At 66.4% G+C, this 14,539-nt stretch carries 12 protein-coding genes; 8 read left to right on the top strand and 4 right to left on the bottom strand.

All coding sequences use genetic code 11. From position 1 onward, the window contains the following. Nucleotides 1-284 precede the first annotated feature (284 nt). The 8 genes from CEK29_RS05975 (at nt 285) to CEK29_RS05940 (ending at nt 9,422) form a co-directional block, all read left to right on the top strand. Complete coding sequence (locus CEK29_RS05975; RefSeq protein ID WP_094798780.1) at nt 285-1,058, top strand: ABC transporter ATP-binding protein; 774 nt, start codon at nt 285-287, stop codon at nt 1,056-1,058. After that, complete coding sequence (locus CEK29_RS05970; protein WP_094798779.1) at nt 1,055-1,768, top strand: ABC transporter ATP-binding protein; 714 nt, start codon at nt 1,055-1,057, stop codon at nt 1,766-1,768. The genes CEK29_RS05975 and CEK29_RS05970 overlap by 4 nt, the downstream gene beginning before the upstream one ends. A 58-nt stretch (nt 1,769-1,826) precedes the next feature. Further along, entirely contained in the window at nt 1,827-3,041 is a 1,215-nt protein-coding gene (locus tag CEK29_RS05965) for an ABC transporter substrate-binding protein (protein WP_094798778.1), read from the top strand. A gap of 84 nt (nt 3,042-3,125) precedes the next feature. After that, nucleotides 3,126-4,013, top strand: coding sequence for a branched-chain amino acid ABC transporter permease (locus CEK29_RS05960; protein ID WP_094798777.1), 888 nt, complete (start codon nt 3,126-3,128; stop codon nt 4,011-4,013). Beyond that, entirely contained in the window at nt 4,010-4,993 is a 984-nt protein-coding gene (locus CEK29_RS05955; protein ID WP_094798776.1) for a branched-chain amino acid ABC transporter permease, read from the top strand. The genes CEK29_RS05960 and CEK29_RS05955 overlap by 4 nt, the downstream gene beginning before the upstream one ends. A gap of 178 nt (nt 4,994-5,171) precedes the next feature. Then, nucleotides 5,172-6,182: an ABC transporter substrate-binding protein gene (locus CEK29_RS05950; protein ID WP_255176083.1), complete on the top strand. Its 1,011-nt coding sequence runs from the start codon at nt 5,172-5,174 to the stop codon at nt 6,180-6,182. 164 nt (nt 6,183-6,346) lie between these two features. Next, complete coding sequence (locus tag CEK29_RS05945) at nt 6,347-7,192, top strand: branched-chain amino acid aminotransferase (protein WP_094798775.1); 846 nt, start codon at nt 6,347-6,349, stop codon at nt 7,190-7,192. Between the two features lie 100 nt (nt 7,193-7,292). Beyond that, nucleotides 7,293-9,422: a phosphocholine-specific phospholipase C gene (locus CEK29_RS05940; RefSeq protein ID WP_094857599.1), complete on the top strand. Its 2,130-nt coding sequence runs from the start codon at nt 7,293-7,295 to the stop codon at nt 9,420-9,422. A 64-nt stretch (nt 9,423-9,486) separates the two neighbouring features. On the opposite strand, the gene CEK29_RS05935 is transcribed toward CEK29_RS05940, so the two are convergent. From CEK29_RS05935 to CEK29_RS05920, 4 genes are all read right to left on the bottom strand, one after another. Beyond that, the gene (locus CEK29_RS05935; RefSeq protein ID WP_094798773.1) at nt 9,487-10,239 is read right to left on the bottom strand and encodes an ABC transporter ATP-binding protein; all 753 of its coding nucleotides are present in this window, start codon (nt 10,237-10,239) and stop codon (nt 9,487-9,489) included. Beyond that, the gene (locus CEK29_RS05930) at nt 10,236-12,074 is read right to left on the bottom strand and encodes a branched-chain amino acid ABC transporter ATP-binding protein/permease (protein ID WP_094798891.1); all 1,839 of its coding nucleotides are present in this window, start codon (nt 12,072-12,074) and stop codon (nt 10,236-10,238) included. Before CEK29_RS05930 ends, CEK29_RS05935 begins: the two co-directional genes overlap by 4 nt. A gap of 11 nt (nt 12,075-12,085) precedes the next feature. Then, a complete protein-coding gene (locus CEK29_RS05925) occupies nt 12,086-13,123 on the bottom strand; it encodes a branched-chain amino acid ABC transporter permease (RefSeq protein WP_094798772.1) in 1,038 nt (345 codons plus the stop codon). A 159-nt stretch (nt 13,124-13,282) separates the two neighbouring features. Further along, nucleotides 13,283-14,446 carry an ABC transporter substrate-binding protein gene (locus CEK29_RS05920; RefSeq protein ID WP_094857598.1) on the bottom strand — a complete coding sequence of 388 codons (1,164 nt, stop codon included), beginning with the start codon at nt 14,444-14,446 and terminating at the stop codon, nt 13,283-13,285. Nucleotides 14,447-14,539: the final 93 nt, after the last annotated feature.

The following is a 14,539-nucleotide window of genomic DNA, read 5'->3' as shown; positions in this document are numbered from 1 at the left end:
TCGACACGCCGGCCGCTCGCCGGCGTTTTTCTTGCGGCGTGATATGCCCCCGAGCGCCGCGGCGAACGCGAACGGACGACCGCGGCGCCCGCGTTTACGTTGCGCCGCAAGGTTGGCGTAAACCCCATCCGGCATGTGGTTTTCCCCATGAAAGCACGCAGATTGTCGGGCAACCGACAAAGCGCGATGCCGCACTGCAAGACCTATGAAAAACCCTCATGGCATTTTGGGGGGCAGGTGCGCATACTCGCCGCAACTCTTAGAAAAAGCGCGGGTGCAGCGTCATGGACGATACGATCCTGGAGACAAAAGGGTTGACCAAGGAGTTCCGCGGCTTTGTGGCCGTCAATGGGGTCAATCTGCGCGTCAAGCGTGGCAGCATTCATGCATTGATCGGCCCCAATGGTGCCGGCAAGACCACGTGCTTCAACCTGCTGACCAAGTTCCTCGCGCCCAGCTCGGGCACGATCACTTTCAACGGCAAAGACATCACTCGCGAACGGCCCGCACAGATCGCGCGCCGCGGCGTGATCCGTTCGTTCCAGATTTCCGCCGTCTTCCCGCACCTGACCGTGCTCGAGAACGTGCGCATCGGATTGCAGCGCAAGACCGGCATGTCGTTTCACTTCTGGCGTAGCGAGAAGGGCCTGGAACGACTCAACCGGCCCGCGCTCGATCTGCTCGAGCAAGTCGATCTGGGCGGCTTTGCCAACGAGCTCACGGTCAACCTGCCCTACGGCCGCAAGCGCGCGCTTGAGATCGCGACCACGCTGGCGATGGAGCCCGAGCTGATGCTGCTCGACGAGCCCACGCAGGGCATGGGCCACGAAGACGTCGACCGGGTCACGCAGCTCATCAAGCGCGTGAGCAGCGGCCGCACCATCCTCATGGTCGAGCACAACATGAATGTCGTCTCGTCGATCGCCGACACCATCACGGTGCTGGCGCGCGGCGCGGTCCTGGCCGAAGGCCCCTACGCGGAGGTCTCGCGCCATCCCGCGGTGATGGAGGCCTACATGGGCACGACCGACGGCGAACTCCAAGGAGCACATGCATGAGCACCCCCGCGCTTGAAATCTCGGGCCTGCAGGCCTGGTACGGGGAATCGCACATCCTGCATGGCGTCAACATGCAGGTGGCGCAAGGCGAAGTCGTGACCCTGCTCGGTCGCAACGGCGCGGGTCGTACCACGACCCTGCGCGCCATCCTCGGCCTCACGGGCAGCCGCAAGGGGTCGGTGCGTATTCACGGCACCGAAGCCATCGAGCTGCCCACCTTCCGCATCGCGCATCTCGGCGTGGGCTACTGCCCCGAAGAACGCGGCATCTTCGCCAGCCTGTCGTGCGAAGAAAACCTGCTGCTGCCGCCCCCGGTCGGCGGCGCGCTCGGCGGCGGCATGTCGCTGGCCGAGATCTACGACATGTTTCCCAATCTGCACGAGCGCCGCAATTCGCCCGGCACCCGGCTCTCGGGCGGCGAGCAGCAGATGCTGGCGGTGGCGCGCATCCTGCGTACCGGCGCCAATCTGCTGCTGCTCGACGAGATCTCCGAAGGCCTCGCGCCGGTGATCGTGCAGGCGCTGGGCCGCATGATCACGGCCCTCAAGGCGCGCGGCTACACCATCGTGATGGTCGAACAGAACTTCCGCTTCGCCGCGCCGCTGGCCGACCGGTTCTACGTGATGGAGCACGGACAGATCGTCGAAACCTTCGGCGCCGCCGAGCTCGCACAGAAGCAGGACACGCTCAACGAATTGCTGGGCGTCTAAAAAAAGCCTGTCACCCGCCGGCGCCGCCGGCATTCCACACAGGAAGAGGAGTCATCCCATGAAGTTGCACCACATCACTGCTGCACTGGCCGTGGCCGGCCTGGGATTTGCCGGGCTACCCGCCCACGCGCAAGGCATCTCGGACGACGTCGTCCGCATCGGCTTCATCACCGACATGTCCGGGGTCTACTCCGACATCGACGGCAAGGCCGGCGTCGAAGCGATCCGCATGGCCATCGAAGACGCGGGCGGCAATATCAACGGCAAGAAGATCGAGCTGGTTTCGGCCGATCACCAGAACAAGGCCGACGTCGCCTCCGCACGCGCGCGCGAATGGTTCGACCAGCAAAAGATCGACGTGCTGATCGGCGGCACCAACTCCGCCACCAGCCTCGCGATGGCCGCCGTGGCCGCCGAAAAGAAAAAGCCCTTCATCGCGATCGGCGCCGGCGCCTCCGACCTGACCAACGCGCAGTGCTCGCCCTATACCGTGCACTATGCCTACGACACCGTCGCGCTCGCGCGCGGCACCGGCTCCGCCGTGGTGAAAGACGGTGGCAAGAGCTGGTTCTTCCTGACCGCCGACTACGCCTTCGGCCATGCGCTGGAGCGCGATACGGCCAACGTCGTCAAGACCTCGGGTGGCGAAGTGAAGGGCCAGGTCCGCGCACCGCTGGGCGCGGCCGACTTCTCCTCGTTCCTGCTGCAGGCTCAGGCCTCCAAGGCGCAGATCCTCGGCCTGGCCAACGCGGGCGGCGACACCATCAACTCGATCAAGGCCGCCAACGAATTCGGCGTCACCAGCAGCATGAAAATGGCTGGCCTGCTGGTCTTCATCAACGACATCCACTCGCTCGGCCTCGAAGCCACGAAGGGCATGTATCTCACCGATGGCTGGTACTGGGATCAATCCGACGCTTCGCGCGCCTGGTCCAAGAAGTTCGAAGCCAAGGTCGGCCGCAAGCCCTCCATGCTGCAGGCCGGCGACTACTCCTCGGTGGCGTTCTATCTGAGTGGCGTGAAGGCCACCGGCACCGATGACGGCGACGCCATGATGAAGTGGATGAAGTCGAACAAGATCAACGACTTCTTCGCTCAGGGTGGCTACGTGCGCGAAGACGGCCGCATGGTGCACGACATGTACCTGATGCAGGTCAAGACGCCGGCCGAGTCGAAGGGCCCGTGGGACTACTACAAGGTCGTGGCAACCCTGCCCGGCGACGAGGTCTACACCAAGCTCTCCGAGTCCACCTGCAAGCTGGTCAAGAAGTAATACCCGCAAGTCCGTCGCGGCGCGTCCGGATCCGGACGCGCCGTCCGCCACGTCTGCTTCCGTGTTCCGCAGGACTTCTTCAAGATGACTGATATCTTCGGCATCCCGATACAGGCATTGCTAGGGCAACTGCTGCTCGGTCTCGTCAACGGTTCGTTCTACGCCATGCTGTCCCTGGGGCTGGCGGTGATTTTCGGCCTGCTCAACGTCATCAATTTCGCGCACGGCGCGTTGTACATGCTGGGCGCGTTCCTCGCCTGGATGGGGTTGAACTACCTCGGGCTGAACTACTGGGTCATGCTGATCCTGGCGCCCCTGCTGGTCGGCCTGTTCGGCATCGTGATCGAACGGCTGCTGCTGCGCCACCTGTACAAGCTCGACCACCTCTACGGTCTGCTGCTCACCTTCGGTCTCACGCTGCTCATGGAAGGCGTGTTCCGCAGCTTCTTCGGCGTGTCGGGCCAGCCCTATCCCACGCCCGAGGCCCTGCGCGGCGCCACCAATCTCGGCTTCATGATCCTGCCCAATTACCGGGGCTGGGTGGTGGCGGCCAGTATCGTGGTCTGTCTGGCCACCTGGTATGTGATCGAGCGCACACGGCTGGGCGCGCTGCTGCGCGCAGGCACCGAGAACCCGCGTCTGGTCGAAGCGTTCGGCGTGAACGTGCCGCGCATGATCACGCTGACCTACGGTTTCGGTGTCGCGCTGGCCGGCTTTGCCGGCGTGCTCGCCGCGCCGGTGTTGCAGATCTCGCCGCTGATGGGGTCCAACCTCATCATCGTGGTGTTCGCCGTGGTCGTGATCGGCGGCATGGGCTCGATCATGGGCGCCATCGTCACCGGGCTGGGCCTGGGCGTGATCGAGGGCCTCACCAAGGTGTTCTGGCCCGAGGCCTCCAACACCGTCGTGTTCATCATCATGGCCATCGTGCTCCTGCTGCGTCCGGCCGGGCTGTTCGGAAAAGAAAAATGAATCGTCAACTGCTGGGCTATGTCGTATTGGCCGTCGTGGTCGCCGCTCTGCCGTTTGCCGGCGTCTATCCGATCTTCGCCATGAAGGTCATGTGCTACGCCTTGTTCGCATGCGCCTTCAACCTGCTGCTGGGCTACACCGGCCTGCTGTCGTTCGGTCACGCTGCCTTCCTGGGCAGCGCGGCCTACGCCGCCGGCCACGCGCTCAAGGTATGGGGCTGGCCGACCGAGCTGGGCCTGCTGTTCGGCATGGTGGTGGCGGGCGCGCTCGGCCTGCTGATGGGCGCCATCGCGATCCGCCGCAGCGGCATCTACTTCGCGATGATCACGCTGGCGCTGGCGCAGATGGTGTACTTCTTCTTTCTGCAGGCGCGATTCACGGGCGGCGAAGACGGCCTGCAAGGCGTGCCGCGCGGCACCCTGCTGGGCTTCATCGATCTGTCCAAGGACCTGAACCTCTACTACCTCGTGATGGCGATCTTCGTGATCGGCTTCTTCATCATCTGGCGCACGGTGCACTCGCCGTTCGGCCAGGTGCTGCAGGCGATCCGCGAAAACGAACCGCGCGCGGTGTCGCTGGGCTATGACGTCGATCGCTTCAAGCTGCTCGCCTTCGTGTTGTCGGCGGGCATCGCCGGTCTGGCGGGCGCGACCAAGACGCTGGTGTTCGTGTCGGCCACGCTGTCCGACGCCACCTGGCAGATGTCCGGCCTGGTAATTCTCATGACGCTGATCGGCGGCCTGGGCACGCTCACCGGCCCGATCCTCGGCGCCTTCATCGTGGTGCTGCTCGAAAACAAGGTCGGCGACTTCGGCCAGTTCCTGAGCAGCGTGACCGGCGTCGAATGGTTCCAGCGCCTGGGCGAATCGGTCACGATCGTGATCGGCCTGATCTTCGTCGTGTGCGTGCTGGCGTTCCGCCGCGGCATCGTCGGCGAGATCGGCGCGCTTATCGAACGCCGCCGCGCCGCGCGCGCCTGAGCCGGCCCGCGGCCAGGGCCGCGCCGATCGGCATGACATGCAACACCCCGCGGGGCAGCCACAGGCTGCCCCGTTTGCATGAAACCGGCCCGATCCGCCGCCAAATTTGACGGCAGCGGATTCGTAACAGCCCCGCGCCGTCTTACAATGACGACATCCCATTCGGCAGGTAACGACTGTGCGCAAAAAACTGTACGTCCCCGTCCTCGGTGCCCTGGCATTGGCCTACGCCCTGGCCGCTCCGGCGGCGCAAGCGGCCCCCACCTGCGAGATCGACCGCCCGGTCCGCTTCAGCGGTCTGAACTGGGAGTCGAATCTGGTCCTGGCCGGCATCGAGCGCTTCGTGGTCGAACACGGCTATGGCTGCAAGACCTCGGTCGAGATCGGCGAAACGCTGCCCATGCTGGCCGCGCTGCAGCGGGGCGACGTGGATGTCACCCCCGAGGTCTGGCCCGGCCAGATCGAAAGCGCCTGGAAGAAGGCGACCGACAGCGGCCGCGTGATCGGCGTGGGCCATGTGTACGACGCCGGTGAAGGCTGGTACGTGCCGCGCTACACCGTGGAGCGTCACCCCGAACTCAAGCAGGCGGCGGACCTGGCGCGCTTCAAGGAGGTCTTCGCCGACCCCGAAGAGCCCAACCGCGGCCGCATCTATGGCTGCCCCGCCGGCTGGGCCTGCGGCACGCTGAACGACAACCTGCTGCGCGCGCTCAAGCTCGAGAAGGACTACACGATGTTCGCGCCCGGCTCGGGTGCCGCGCAGAAGGCGGCCATCGTGTCGGCCTACAAGCGCAAGCGTGACATCGTCTTCTACTACTGGACCCCGACCGCGCTGGTCGGCGCGCTCGATCTGGTCAAGCTGGAGCTGCCGGCCTTCGATCAGCAGGCCTACACCTGCATGACCGACCCGAAATGCGCCAACCCGGTCGCCACCGAATTCAAGCCCAACCCGGTGGTGACCGGGCTGAATGCCGACTTCGCCAAACAGGCGCCGCAACTGGCCGCGTTCTTCACCAAGCTGAGCGTGCCCGACGAGGCCATCGACGCGACCCTGGGCTGGCTCGAAAACGAAGGCAAGGAGCCCGAAGAGGCGGCGCAGTATTTCCTGCGGCAGTACGGCACGGTCTGGCGCGGCTGGGTGCCGGCCGACGTCGCCACGCGCGTACAGGCGGCCCTCGACAAGCAATGAACCCGTTCCCGGCCCGCGCCGCGCCTTCCTCCGGAAAGCCGGCTCGACGGACCGGGGACCCCTATCCCGGCGCGGCAGCGCGCCCCCGATGATTACGGCGCCCTGGCGCGCCTCATCTGCCACCGCGCCGCCGCGCGCCCTGGCGATCAAACAAAGGAAGTCACATGGATGCCCTCTTCTGGCACGATGGCCAGTGGACCACCGAGAACCCCAAGCTGCTCGGCCCCGCCGATCACGCGTTCTGGATGGCCAGCATGGTTTTCGACGGCGCGCGCGCGTTTCGCGGCCTGACGCCCGACCTCGACCTGCACTGCCAGCGCGTCGTGCGCTCGGCCGAAAAAATGCTGATGAAGCCGCAACTCTCGGCCGACGAGATCCAGGCCCTGTGCCTGGAGGCCGTCTCGCGCTTCCCGGCGGGCTCCGAGCTGTACATCAAGCCCATGTTCTATTGCGCCGACGGCTTCCTCCTGCCCGACGCCGACAAGACGCAGTTCGTGCTGCACGTCTTCAAGGTGCCGATGCCCGGCACGCAAGGCTTCTCGGCGTGTTTCTCGAGCTATGTGCGGTCCTGGCCCAACATGGCGCCCACCGACGCCAAGGCCTCGTGCCTGTATCCGAATGGCCAGCGCGCCATCACCGAAGCCGCCGCCAAGGGCTTCGACAACGCCATCATGCTCGACGGCGCCGGCCATGTGGCCGAGTTCGCGTCCAGCAACTTCTGGCTCGCCAAAGACGGCAAGGTCGTCACGCCGATCGATAACGGCACCTTCCTGAACGGCATCACGCGCAAGCGCGTGCTGGGTCTGCTGCGCGCCGATGGCGTCGAGGTCGAGGAGCGCTCGATCACGCGCGCCGACGTCGAGCAGGCCGACGAAGTGTTCTCCACCGGCAACTACGGCAAGGTGGTGCACGTGAACCGCGTCGAAGACCGAGCCCTGCCGTATGGCCCGTTCGCGCAGCGCGCGCACCGCCTGTACATGGAATACGCCGAACAGACCGGCAAGCGCTGAGCGATCCGCCCAGCCACGCCCTTCGGGGCGCAGTGAACCGCTCTCGCTGCGTCCCGCCCCCCTTCCCTACCCGCGCCGCCCCCTCCCGCCTGCCGACACCATGAGCACTCGCCGTGACTTCCTGCGAGGTGCCGCCCTGACCGGCGGCGCCTTCGCGCTTCTCCCCGCGGTCATCCGCGACGCGCTCGCCATCGCCCCGGATCGCCGCACCGGCACGCTGCGCGACGTCGAGCACGTCGTGATCTTCATGCAGGAGAATCGCTCGTTCGATCATTACTTCGGCGCGCTCTCAGGCGTACGTGGCTTCGGCGATCGCTTTCCGATTCCGGTGCAGGACCAGGCGGGGCTGAGCGGCGCCACGGTGTGGCACCAGCTCAACGACATCGATCCGGAGAACCCGCGCGTCGTCCCGCCCTTCCCGCTGGACACGCAGTCCATGTTCGAGCTGATGCGCGTGGCGGGCACGCCGCACACCTGGTCGAACGCGCAGGACGCGTGGGACAAGGGCCGGCTGAACCGCTGGCCCGTGGCCAAGCGCGAGCATTCGATGGCGTACTTCACGGAACAGGACATCCCGTTCCAATACGCCCTGGCGCGCGCCTTCACGATCTGCGACGCCTATCACTGCTCGTTTACCGGCGGCACCAACACCAACCGCCTGTTCGCCTGGACCGGCACCAACGACCCGCACGGCCGCAGCAATGGCCCCGCGGTCGGCAATGCCTATAACAAGCTCAAGGGCGGCGATCCGGCGGGCGGCTATACCTGGACGACCTACCCGGAGCGCCTGAGCGCGGCGGGCGTGAGCTGGCGCATCTACCAGGACATGAAGGACAACTACTCCCTCAATCCCCTGGCCGGCTTCCGCCAGTACCGCGCCGCCCACCGCGGCGAGGCCGGCGCCCGTGCCGAGCTCGCGCGCGACGCGCTCACCACCTACAGCCTGGCCCGGCTGCGCGAAGACGTGGAAAAGGATCGCCTGCCCCAGGTGTCGTGGATCTGCGCGACCAAGGCGGGCTCCGAGCACCCGAGTCCGTCCAGCCCGGCCCAGGGGGCCGACTACACCGCCCGCGTGCTGCAGGCGCTCACGGCCAATCCCGCCGTGTGGAGCAAGACGGTCCTGCTGCTGATGTTCGACGAGAACGACGGCTTCTTCGACCACATGCCCCCGCCGGCGCCGCCCTCGTACGAAGGCGAAGGCGCGAACGCCGTGCTGGCAGGCGGCTCCACCGTCGACACGCATGACGAGTACCACCGCGTGCTGCGCCACGACGAGAGCGACGACCTGCCGCAATACCTGCAAGGCGCATACGGTCTGGGCCAGCGCGTGCCCATGTACATCATCTCGCCCTGGACGCGCGGCGGCTGGGTCAACTCGCAGGTGTTCGATCACACCTCGATCCTGCGCTTTCTCGAGCAGCGCTTCGGCGTGGTCGAGTCCAACATCTCGCCCTGGCGCCGCGCCGTGTGCGGCGATCTCACCTCGGCCTTCGACTTTGCGCAGGCGCCGATCCCCACGGTCGACACCCTGCCCGAGACCACGTTGCAGGCGGCGCGCGCCGCCGGCCTGCCCGGCACGACGCTGCCGCTGCGCCCGCTCGACGTCGTTCCCGCCGAGCAGCCGGCCGGAACGCGTCCGTCGCGCGCGCTGCCCTACGTGCTCGAGACGCACGGCCAGGCCCTGGCCGACACGCTGGAGCTGTCGTTCGTGAACCGGGGTACGGCCGGCGCCGTATTCCACGTCTACGACCGTCTGCATCTCGACCGCGTGCCGCGCCGCTACACCGTCGAGGCCGGCAAGCGGCTTCGCGACCAATGGCTCACGAACGACGACGCCGGCCTCTACGATCTCTGGCTGCTGGGCCCCAACGGATATCACCGCCAGTTTCGTGGCCGCGCGGATCCCGCCCAGCCCGAGGTCAGCCTGCGCTATCAACCGCAGGCGGGCACGCTCTCGCTCACGCTGCACAATCCCGGCACGGTGCCGAATACCTTCCTGATCGACGACAGCGTTTATGGCGCGCAGGCGCCGCGCAACGAGCTGGTGGCCGGCCAGAGCCGCCTGGACATCACCATCGATCTGAAGGCGCAGGGCCATTGGTACGACCTGCGCATCAGCGCCGTCGACCGCCCCGAATGGGGCCGGCGCTTCGCCGGGCGCATGGAGACGGGCGCCCCCTCGACCTCCGATCCGGCGATGGGCGGCCCCATCGTGACGCAGCAGGCATAAAAAAAGGCGAGGATACGAATCCTCGCCTTTTTTCTTGCCAGCCTCGAGCGCGCCGCGGCCCGCCTCAGCCTTCCTGGTGCTTGCCCAGGCCGAGATAGCTCTCGATCACGCGCGGATTGCCGGCCAGCTCGCGCGCCGGTCCGTGCAGAATGATCTCGCCGGTCTCGAGCACGTAGCCATAATCGGCTACCTGCAAGGCCGCGCGCGCATTCTGTTCGACCAGCAGGATGGCCACGCCGGTCTCGCGCAGGCGCGCGATGATGTGGAAGATCTCGCGCACGATGCGCGGGGCCAGACCGAGGCTGGGCTCGTCCAGCATCAGCAACGTGGGCTTGGCCATGAGCGCGCGGCCCACGGCCAGCATCTGGCGCTCGCCGCCGGACAAGGTGCCGGCCTGTTGCGCGCGCCGCTCGCGCAGCCGCGGAAACAGATCGAACACTTCGTCGAGCGTGGTGCGCCAGCCGCTTTCGCGTGCGCGGTAGCGGCGAAAGCCACCGAGCAGCAGGTTGTCTTCGACCGACATGCTGCCGAACAGCTCGCGCCGTTCGGGCACGAGCGACATGCCCGCGGCCACGCGACGCTCGACCTGCCAGCCGGAGACGTCGTTGCCCGCATATTGCACCTGACCGGCGGCATGGCCCGTCTGGGGCAGCGAACCCATCACCGCATTGAGCATGGTGGACTTGCCGGCGCCATTGGCGCCGATGACCGTCACGATGCTGCCGGCCGGCACGGTCAGTGCGGCGCCGGTGAGCGCCCCCACCTTGCCGTAGCGGGCCGACAGATCGCGGACTTCGAGAACGGGCGCCTGGCTCATTGCACACCTCCGGCGGCCACGGGCTTGCCCTGATCGGCCTCGGGCAGATCGTCGTCGATGCCGCCCAGATAGGCCTCGAGCACGGCCGGGTTCTGCTGCACTTCGGCCGGCACGCCTTCGGCCAGCTTGGTGCCGAAATCCATCACGACCAGGTGATTGGTCAAACGCATCACAAAATCCATATCGTGTTCCACCAGCAGGATGCTCAGCCCTTCGGCGCGCAATTGCTCCAGCACCTGTGCCAGTTCCTGCTTTTCTTTGTAGCGCAGCCCCGCCGCCGGCTCGTCGAGCAACAGCAGCACCGGATCGCAGGCCAGCGCGCGCGCGATCTCCAGGATGCGTTGCTGGCCCAGCGCCAGATTGCCGGCCTGTTCGTAGAGATAATCGCCCAGTCCCACGCGCTGCAGCTGGCGCGCGGCCTCGTGCAGCAGCTGGGCCTCGCGGGCACGGTCGCTGTGCAGCGCGCCGGACAGCACGCCCACGTCGGAGCGCATGTGCGCGCCCAGCGCCACGTTTTCGAGTACCGACATGGTCGGCAGCAGCTGCACGTGCTGGAAGGTGCGGCCCACGCCCATCTGCGCGATGGCCCGCGCGGAGCGGCCGTCGGTGCGTTCGCCCAGGAAGCGGACCTGGCCGCGCGTCACGGGCAGCACACCGCTGATGAGGTTGAAGGTCGTGCTCTTGCCGGCGCCGTTGGGGCCGATGAGACCCATGATCTCGCCTGCGCGGACCTTGAACGTGATGTCGTTCACCGCGACCAGACCGCCGAACTCCTTGCGAATCGCGTCGACCTCGAGCACCAGCTCACCCGCCGCAGGACGCGTGCGCTGCGGCAGCGCCGGGGCCTCGGGCGGCGGCGCCAGGCTGCGGCGCGAGCCGGCGGTACCGGTCAGGCGCGACCACCAGCCGGCCAGGATGGGCCAGAGTCCGTTGCTAGCGTATTGCAGCATCAGGATCATCAGCACGCCGAACACAACGAGTTCGACGTTGGTGTTGGTGTCGATCACGAGCGGGAGCAGGTTCTGCAGCTGATCCTTGAGACCCAGGATCACGGCCGAACCGAGCAAGGCGCCCCAGACGTGGCTCGCGCCGCCCACCACCGCCATGAACAGGTATTCGATACCGTAGTTCAGGCCGAACGGGCTGGGGCTGACCGCGCGCTGCATGTGCGCGTAGAGCCAGCCCGACACGCAGGCCAGGATCGCCGCCCACACGAAGATGATGATCTTGTAGCTACCCGTGTTCACGCCCATCGACTCGGCCATGCCGGCGCCGCTCTTGAGCGCGCGGATCGCACGGCCGGGCCGCGAATCCAGCAGGTTGTGCGTGGCCCACAAGGCCAGCAGCACGAAAATCCAGATCAGGAAATAGATATGGCGTCCGCTGGCCAGCGAGAATCCGAACACGCTGATCGGCTCGATGCCGGCGATGCCGTCATGCTTGCCGAGGAAATCCAGATTGCCGAACAGGTAATACAGCGACAGGCCCCACGCGATCGTGCCCAGCGGCAGATAGTGCCCCGAGAGACGCAGCGTGATGAGCCCGAGGAAGAACGCCACGCCCGCGGTGATGAGCAGGCCCACCACCAGCGCGAGCCAGGGCGACGCGCCGTATTGCGTGGTGAGATAGGCCGTGGTGTAGGCGCCCAGGCCCACGAAGGCGGCCTGCCCGAACGAGGTGAGTCCGCCCACGCCGGTGAGCAGCACCAGACCGAGCGCCACGAGGCTGGCCAGACCGATGTAATTGAGCTGGGTGATCCAGAACTCGGGAGTCGCGCCCACCAGGGGCAGCGCCGCGAGCACGACGATAAAGACGAGAGGCAGAATTCGATTCATATTCATGATGCTCACTCCTCATCGTCCACATGACGGTGGGAGAACGAACGCCACACGAGCACGGGAATGATCAGCGTGAACACGATCACTTCTTTGTAGGCACTGGCCCAGAACGACGAGAAGGCTTCGAGCACACCCACCAGCAGCGCACCCGCGGCGGCGACCGGGTAGCTCGCGAGACCGCCGATGATGGCGCCCACGAAGCCCTTCAGACCGATCAGGAAGCCCGTGTCGTAGTACACAGTGGTGATGGGCGCGATCAACATGCCCGACATCGCGCCGATGGCGACCGCGAGCGTGAAGGTCAGGCTGCCCGACATGGTGGTGCTGATGCCCACCAGGCGAGCGCCGCGGCGATTGACGGCGGTGGCGCGCAGCGCCCGGCCATACAGCGTCTTGCCGAAGAACAGCCACAGCGCCACGATCAGCAGCGCGCAGGTCCCGACCACGAACAGGCTCTGGCCCGACCACGTGGCAAAGCCCAGATCGATCTGACCGCCCACGAAGGCCGGCGTGCGCCAGCCTTCGGCGCCGAAGAACACCAGCGCGAGGCCCATGAGGGCGAAGTGCACGGCGACCGACACGATGAGCAGCACCAGCACGGTGGCCTCGGCCAGCGGCTGATAGACGATGCGATACACCATCGGCCCCATCGGGATGACCAGCAGCAGCGTCAGCAGCATGTTGAGCCACAGCGACGTGCCCTGACCGGCATACGAAGTCGTGATCCACAACAGCACGAGCGGCAGCGCGACACAGGTGGCGAGCACCTTGGGCAGCCCGGACCAGATGCCCGTGCGCAGTCCGCGCACCAGCTCCAGCAGCAACACCACGAGGCCCAGCAGCGGCAGCAGATAGACCGTGCCCGGCACGCGGCCGTCGACCAGCATCGCGAGCGTCAGCGCGCCGAATGCAACGAACTCGCCTTGTGGAATGAAGATGACGCGCGTAACGGCGAAAACCAGCACCAAGGCCATGCCCAGCAAGGCATAGATGGCGCCGTTGACGATGCCGTCTTGCAGCAGAATCAGCGCAATTGTGGAATCCATCGAACAACTACCTTATGGTTCTTGGTGTCCCGACCCCGTCCAGGACACGGCAATACGACGCACCGGCCCCGAGAGGCCGGCGCGAGGTGCTACAGGGAAGCGCGATACTACGCCATCAAAGCGTCGCTACGGCACCGCGCGTCCCGCAATGCCTGACGATCAGAGACCGGGCTGGTACACCCACTTGCCGCCCTCGACCTTCACGATCACGCGCGAGCGCTGATCGAAACCGGCGTGGTCGGTGGGGCTCATGTTGAACACGCCCTGCGACACGGCGAGGTCCTTCACGCCTTCGAGGGCGTCACGCATGGCGGCGCGGAACTCGGGCGTGCCGGGCTTGGCGCCCGACTTGAGCGCGACCGGCAGCGCAGCCACGACCAGTTGGCCGGCATCCCACATGTGGCCACCGAACGTGTTGGTCGAGCCGGCGCCGTGCGCCTTTTCGTAGGTTTCGACGTAGGCGAGTGCCGACTTCTTGACCGGGTTGCTGTCGGGCAGTTGCGCGGCGACCAGCAGCGGACCGGCTGGCAGCAGCATGCCGTCGCAATCCTTGCCGCACACGCGCAGCACGTCGTTGTTGGCGGCGCCGTGCGTCTGGTAGATCTGGCCCGGGTAGTTGCGGGCGCGCAGTTCCTTCTGCGGCAGGGCCGACGGCGTGCCGGCGCCCGCGATCAGGATGGCGTCGGGCTTTGCGCCCACCAGCTTCAGGACCTGACCGGTCACGCTGGTGTCGGTGCGGCCGTACTTCTCGACGGCGGTGACCTTGATGCCGGCCTTCTCGGCGGCGGCTTGCATCACCGCGAGCCAGCCATCGCCGTAGGCGTCGGCAAAGCCGATGAAGCCCAGGGTCTTGATGTTGGCCTTGACCATGGCGTCGGCCAGCGCGCCGGCCATCAGCGCGTCGTTTTGCGGCGTCTTGAAGACCCAGCGGCGCTTTTCGTCGACGGGCTCGACGATCTTGGCGCTGGCGGCCACGCTGATCATCGGCACCTTGGCTTCGGCGGCCACGTCGACCATGGCGAGCGAACCGGGGGTGACCGAGGTGCCGATCAGCACATCGACCTTGTCATCGGAAACGAGCTTGCGCGAATTCTTGACGGCTTGCGTGGTGTCGGTGGCGTCGTCGAGCACGATCCAGTCGATCTTCTGGCCGGCGACATCCTTGGGCAGCAGCGCCACGGTGTTGCGCTCGGGGATACCGAGCGAGGCAGCCGGGCCGGTGGACGAAACCGTCACGCCGACCTTGACCTGCGCCTGGGCGCCGAACGACAGACCCAGGGCGAGAGCGGCCGCGACCGCGGACAAGCCGAATTGCTTGCGCATGATTTTTGTCTCCTGTGTTGGCTCTTGTGTGAACTCCGGGGATGGAGTGCGAGCCTGTTTAAAGTTATACAGAAAAAAGAATTATAGGGTTAA

This window comes from Bordetella genomosp. 5, assembly GCF_002261475.1.
Classification (GTDB): domain Bacteria; phylum Pseudomonadota; class Gammaproteobacteria; order Burkholderiales; family Burkholderiaceae_B; genus Bordetella.
Note: the sequence above shows the minus strand (reverse complement) of the source record. Positions and strands in the feature narration are given on the sequence as shown.

Coding starts and splice junctions, on each gene's coding strand:
- CEK29_RS05960 (WP_094798777.1), top strand. CDS start 3,126: ATGACTGATATCTTCGGCATCCCGATACAGGCATTGCTAGGGCAACTG.
- CEK29_RS05920 (WP_094857598.1), bottom strand. CDS start 14,446: ATGCGCAAGCAATTCGGCTTGTCCGCGGTCGCGGCCGCTCTCGCCCTG.
- CEK29_RS05945 (WP_094798775.1), top strand. CDS start 6,347: ATGGATGCCCTCTTCTGGCACGATGGCCAGTGGACCACCGAGAACCCC.
- CEK29_RS05955 (WP_094798776.1), top strand. CDS start 4,010: ATGAATCGTCAACTGCTGGGCTATGTCGTATTGGCCGTCGTGGTCGCC.
- CEK29_RS05930 (WP_094798891.1), bottom strand. CDS start 12,074: ATGAATCGAATTCTGCCTCTCGTCTTTATCGTCGTGCTCGCGGCGCTG.
- CEK29_RS05970 (WP_094798779.1), top strand. CDS start 1,055: ATGAGCACCCCCGCGCTTGAAATCTCGGGCCTGCAGGCCTGGTACGGG.
- CEK29_RS05935 (WP_094798773.1), bottom strand. CDS start 10,239: ATGAGCCAGGCGCCCGTTCTCGAAGTCCGCGATCTGTCGGCCCGCTAC.
- CEK29_RS05965 (WP_094798778.1), top strand. CDS start 1,827: ATGAAGTTGCACCACATCACTGCTGCACTGGCCGTGGCCGGCCTGGGA.
- CEK29_RS05940 (WP_094857599.1), top strand. CDS start 7,293: ATGAGCACTCGCCGTGACTTCCTGCGAGGTGCCGCCCTGACCGGCGGC.
- CEK29_RS05925 (WP_094798772.1), bottom strand. CDS start 13,123: ATGGATTCCACAATTGCGCTGATTCTGCTGCAAGACGGCATCGTCAAC.
- CEK29_RS05975 (WP_094798780.1), top strand. CDS start 285: ATGGACGATACGATCCTGGAGACAAAAGGGTTGACCAAGGAGTTCCGC.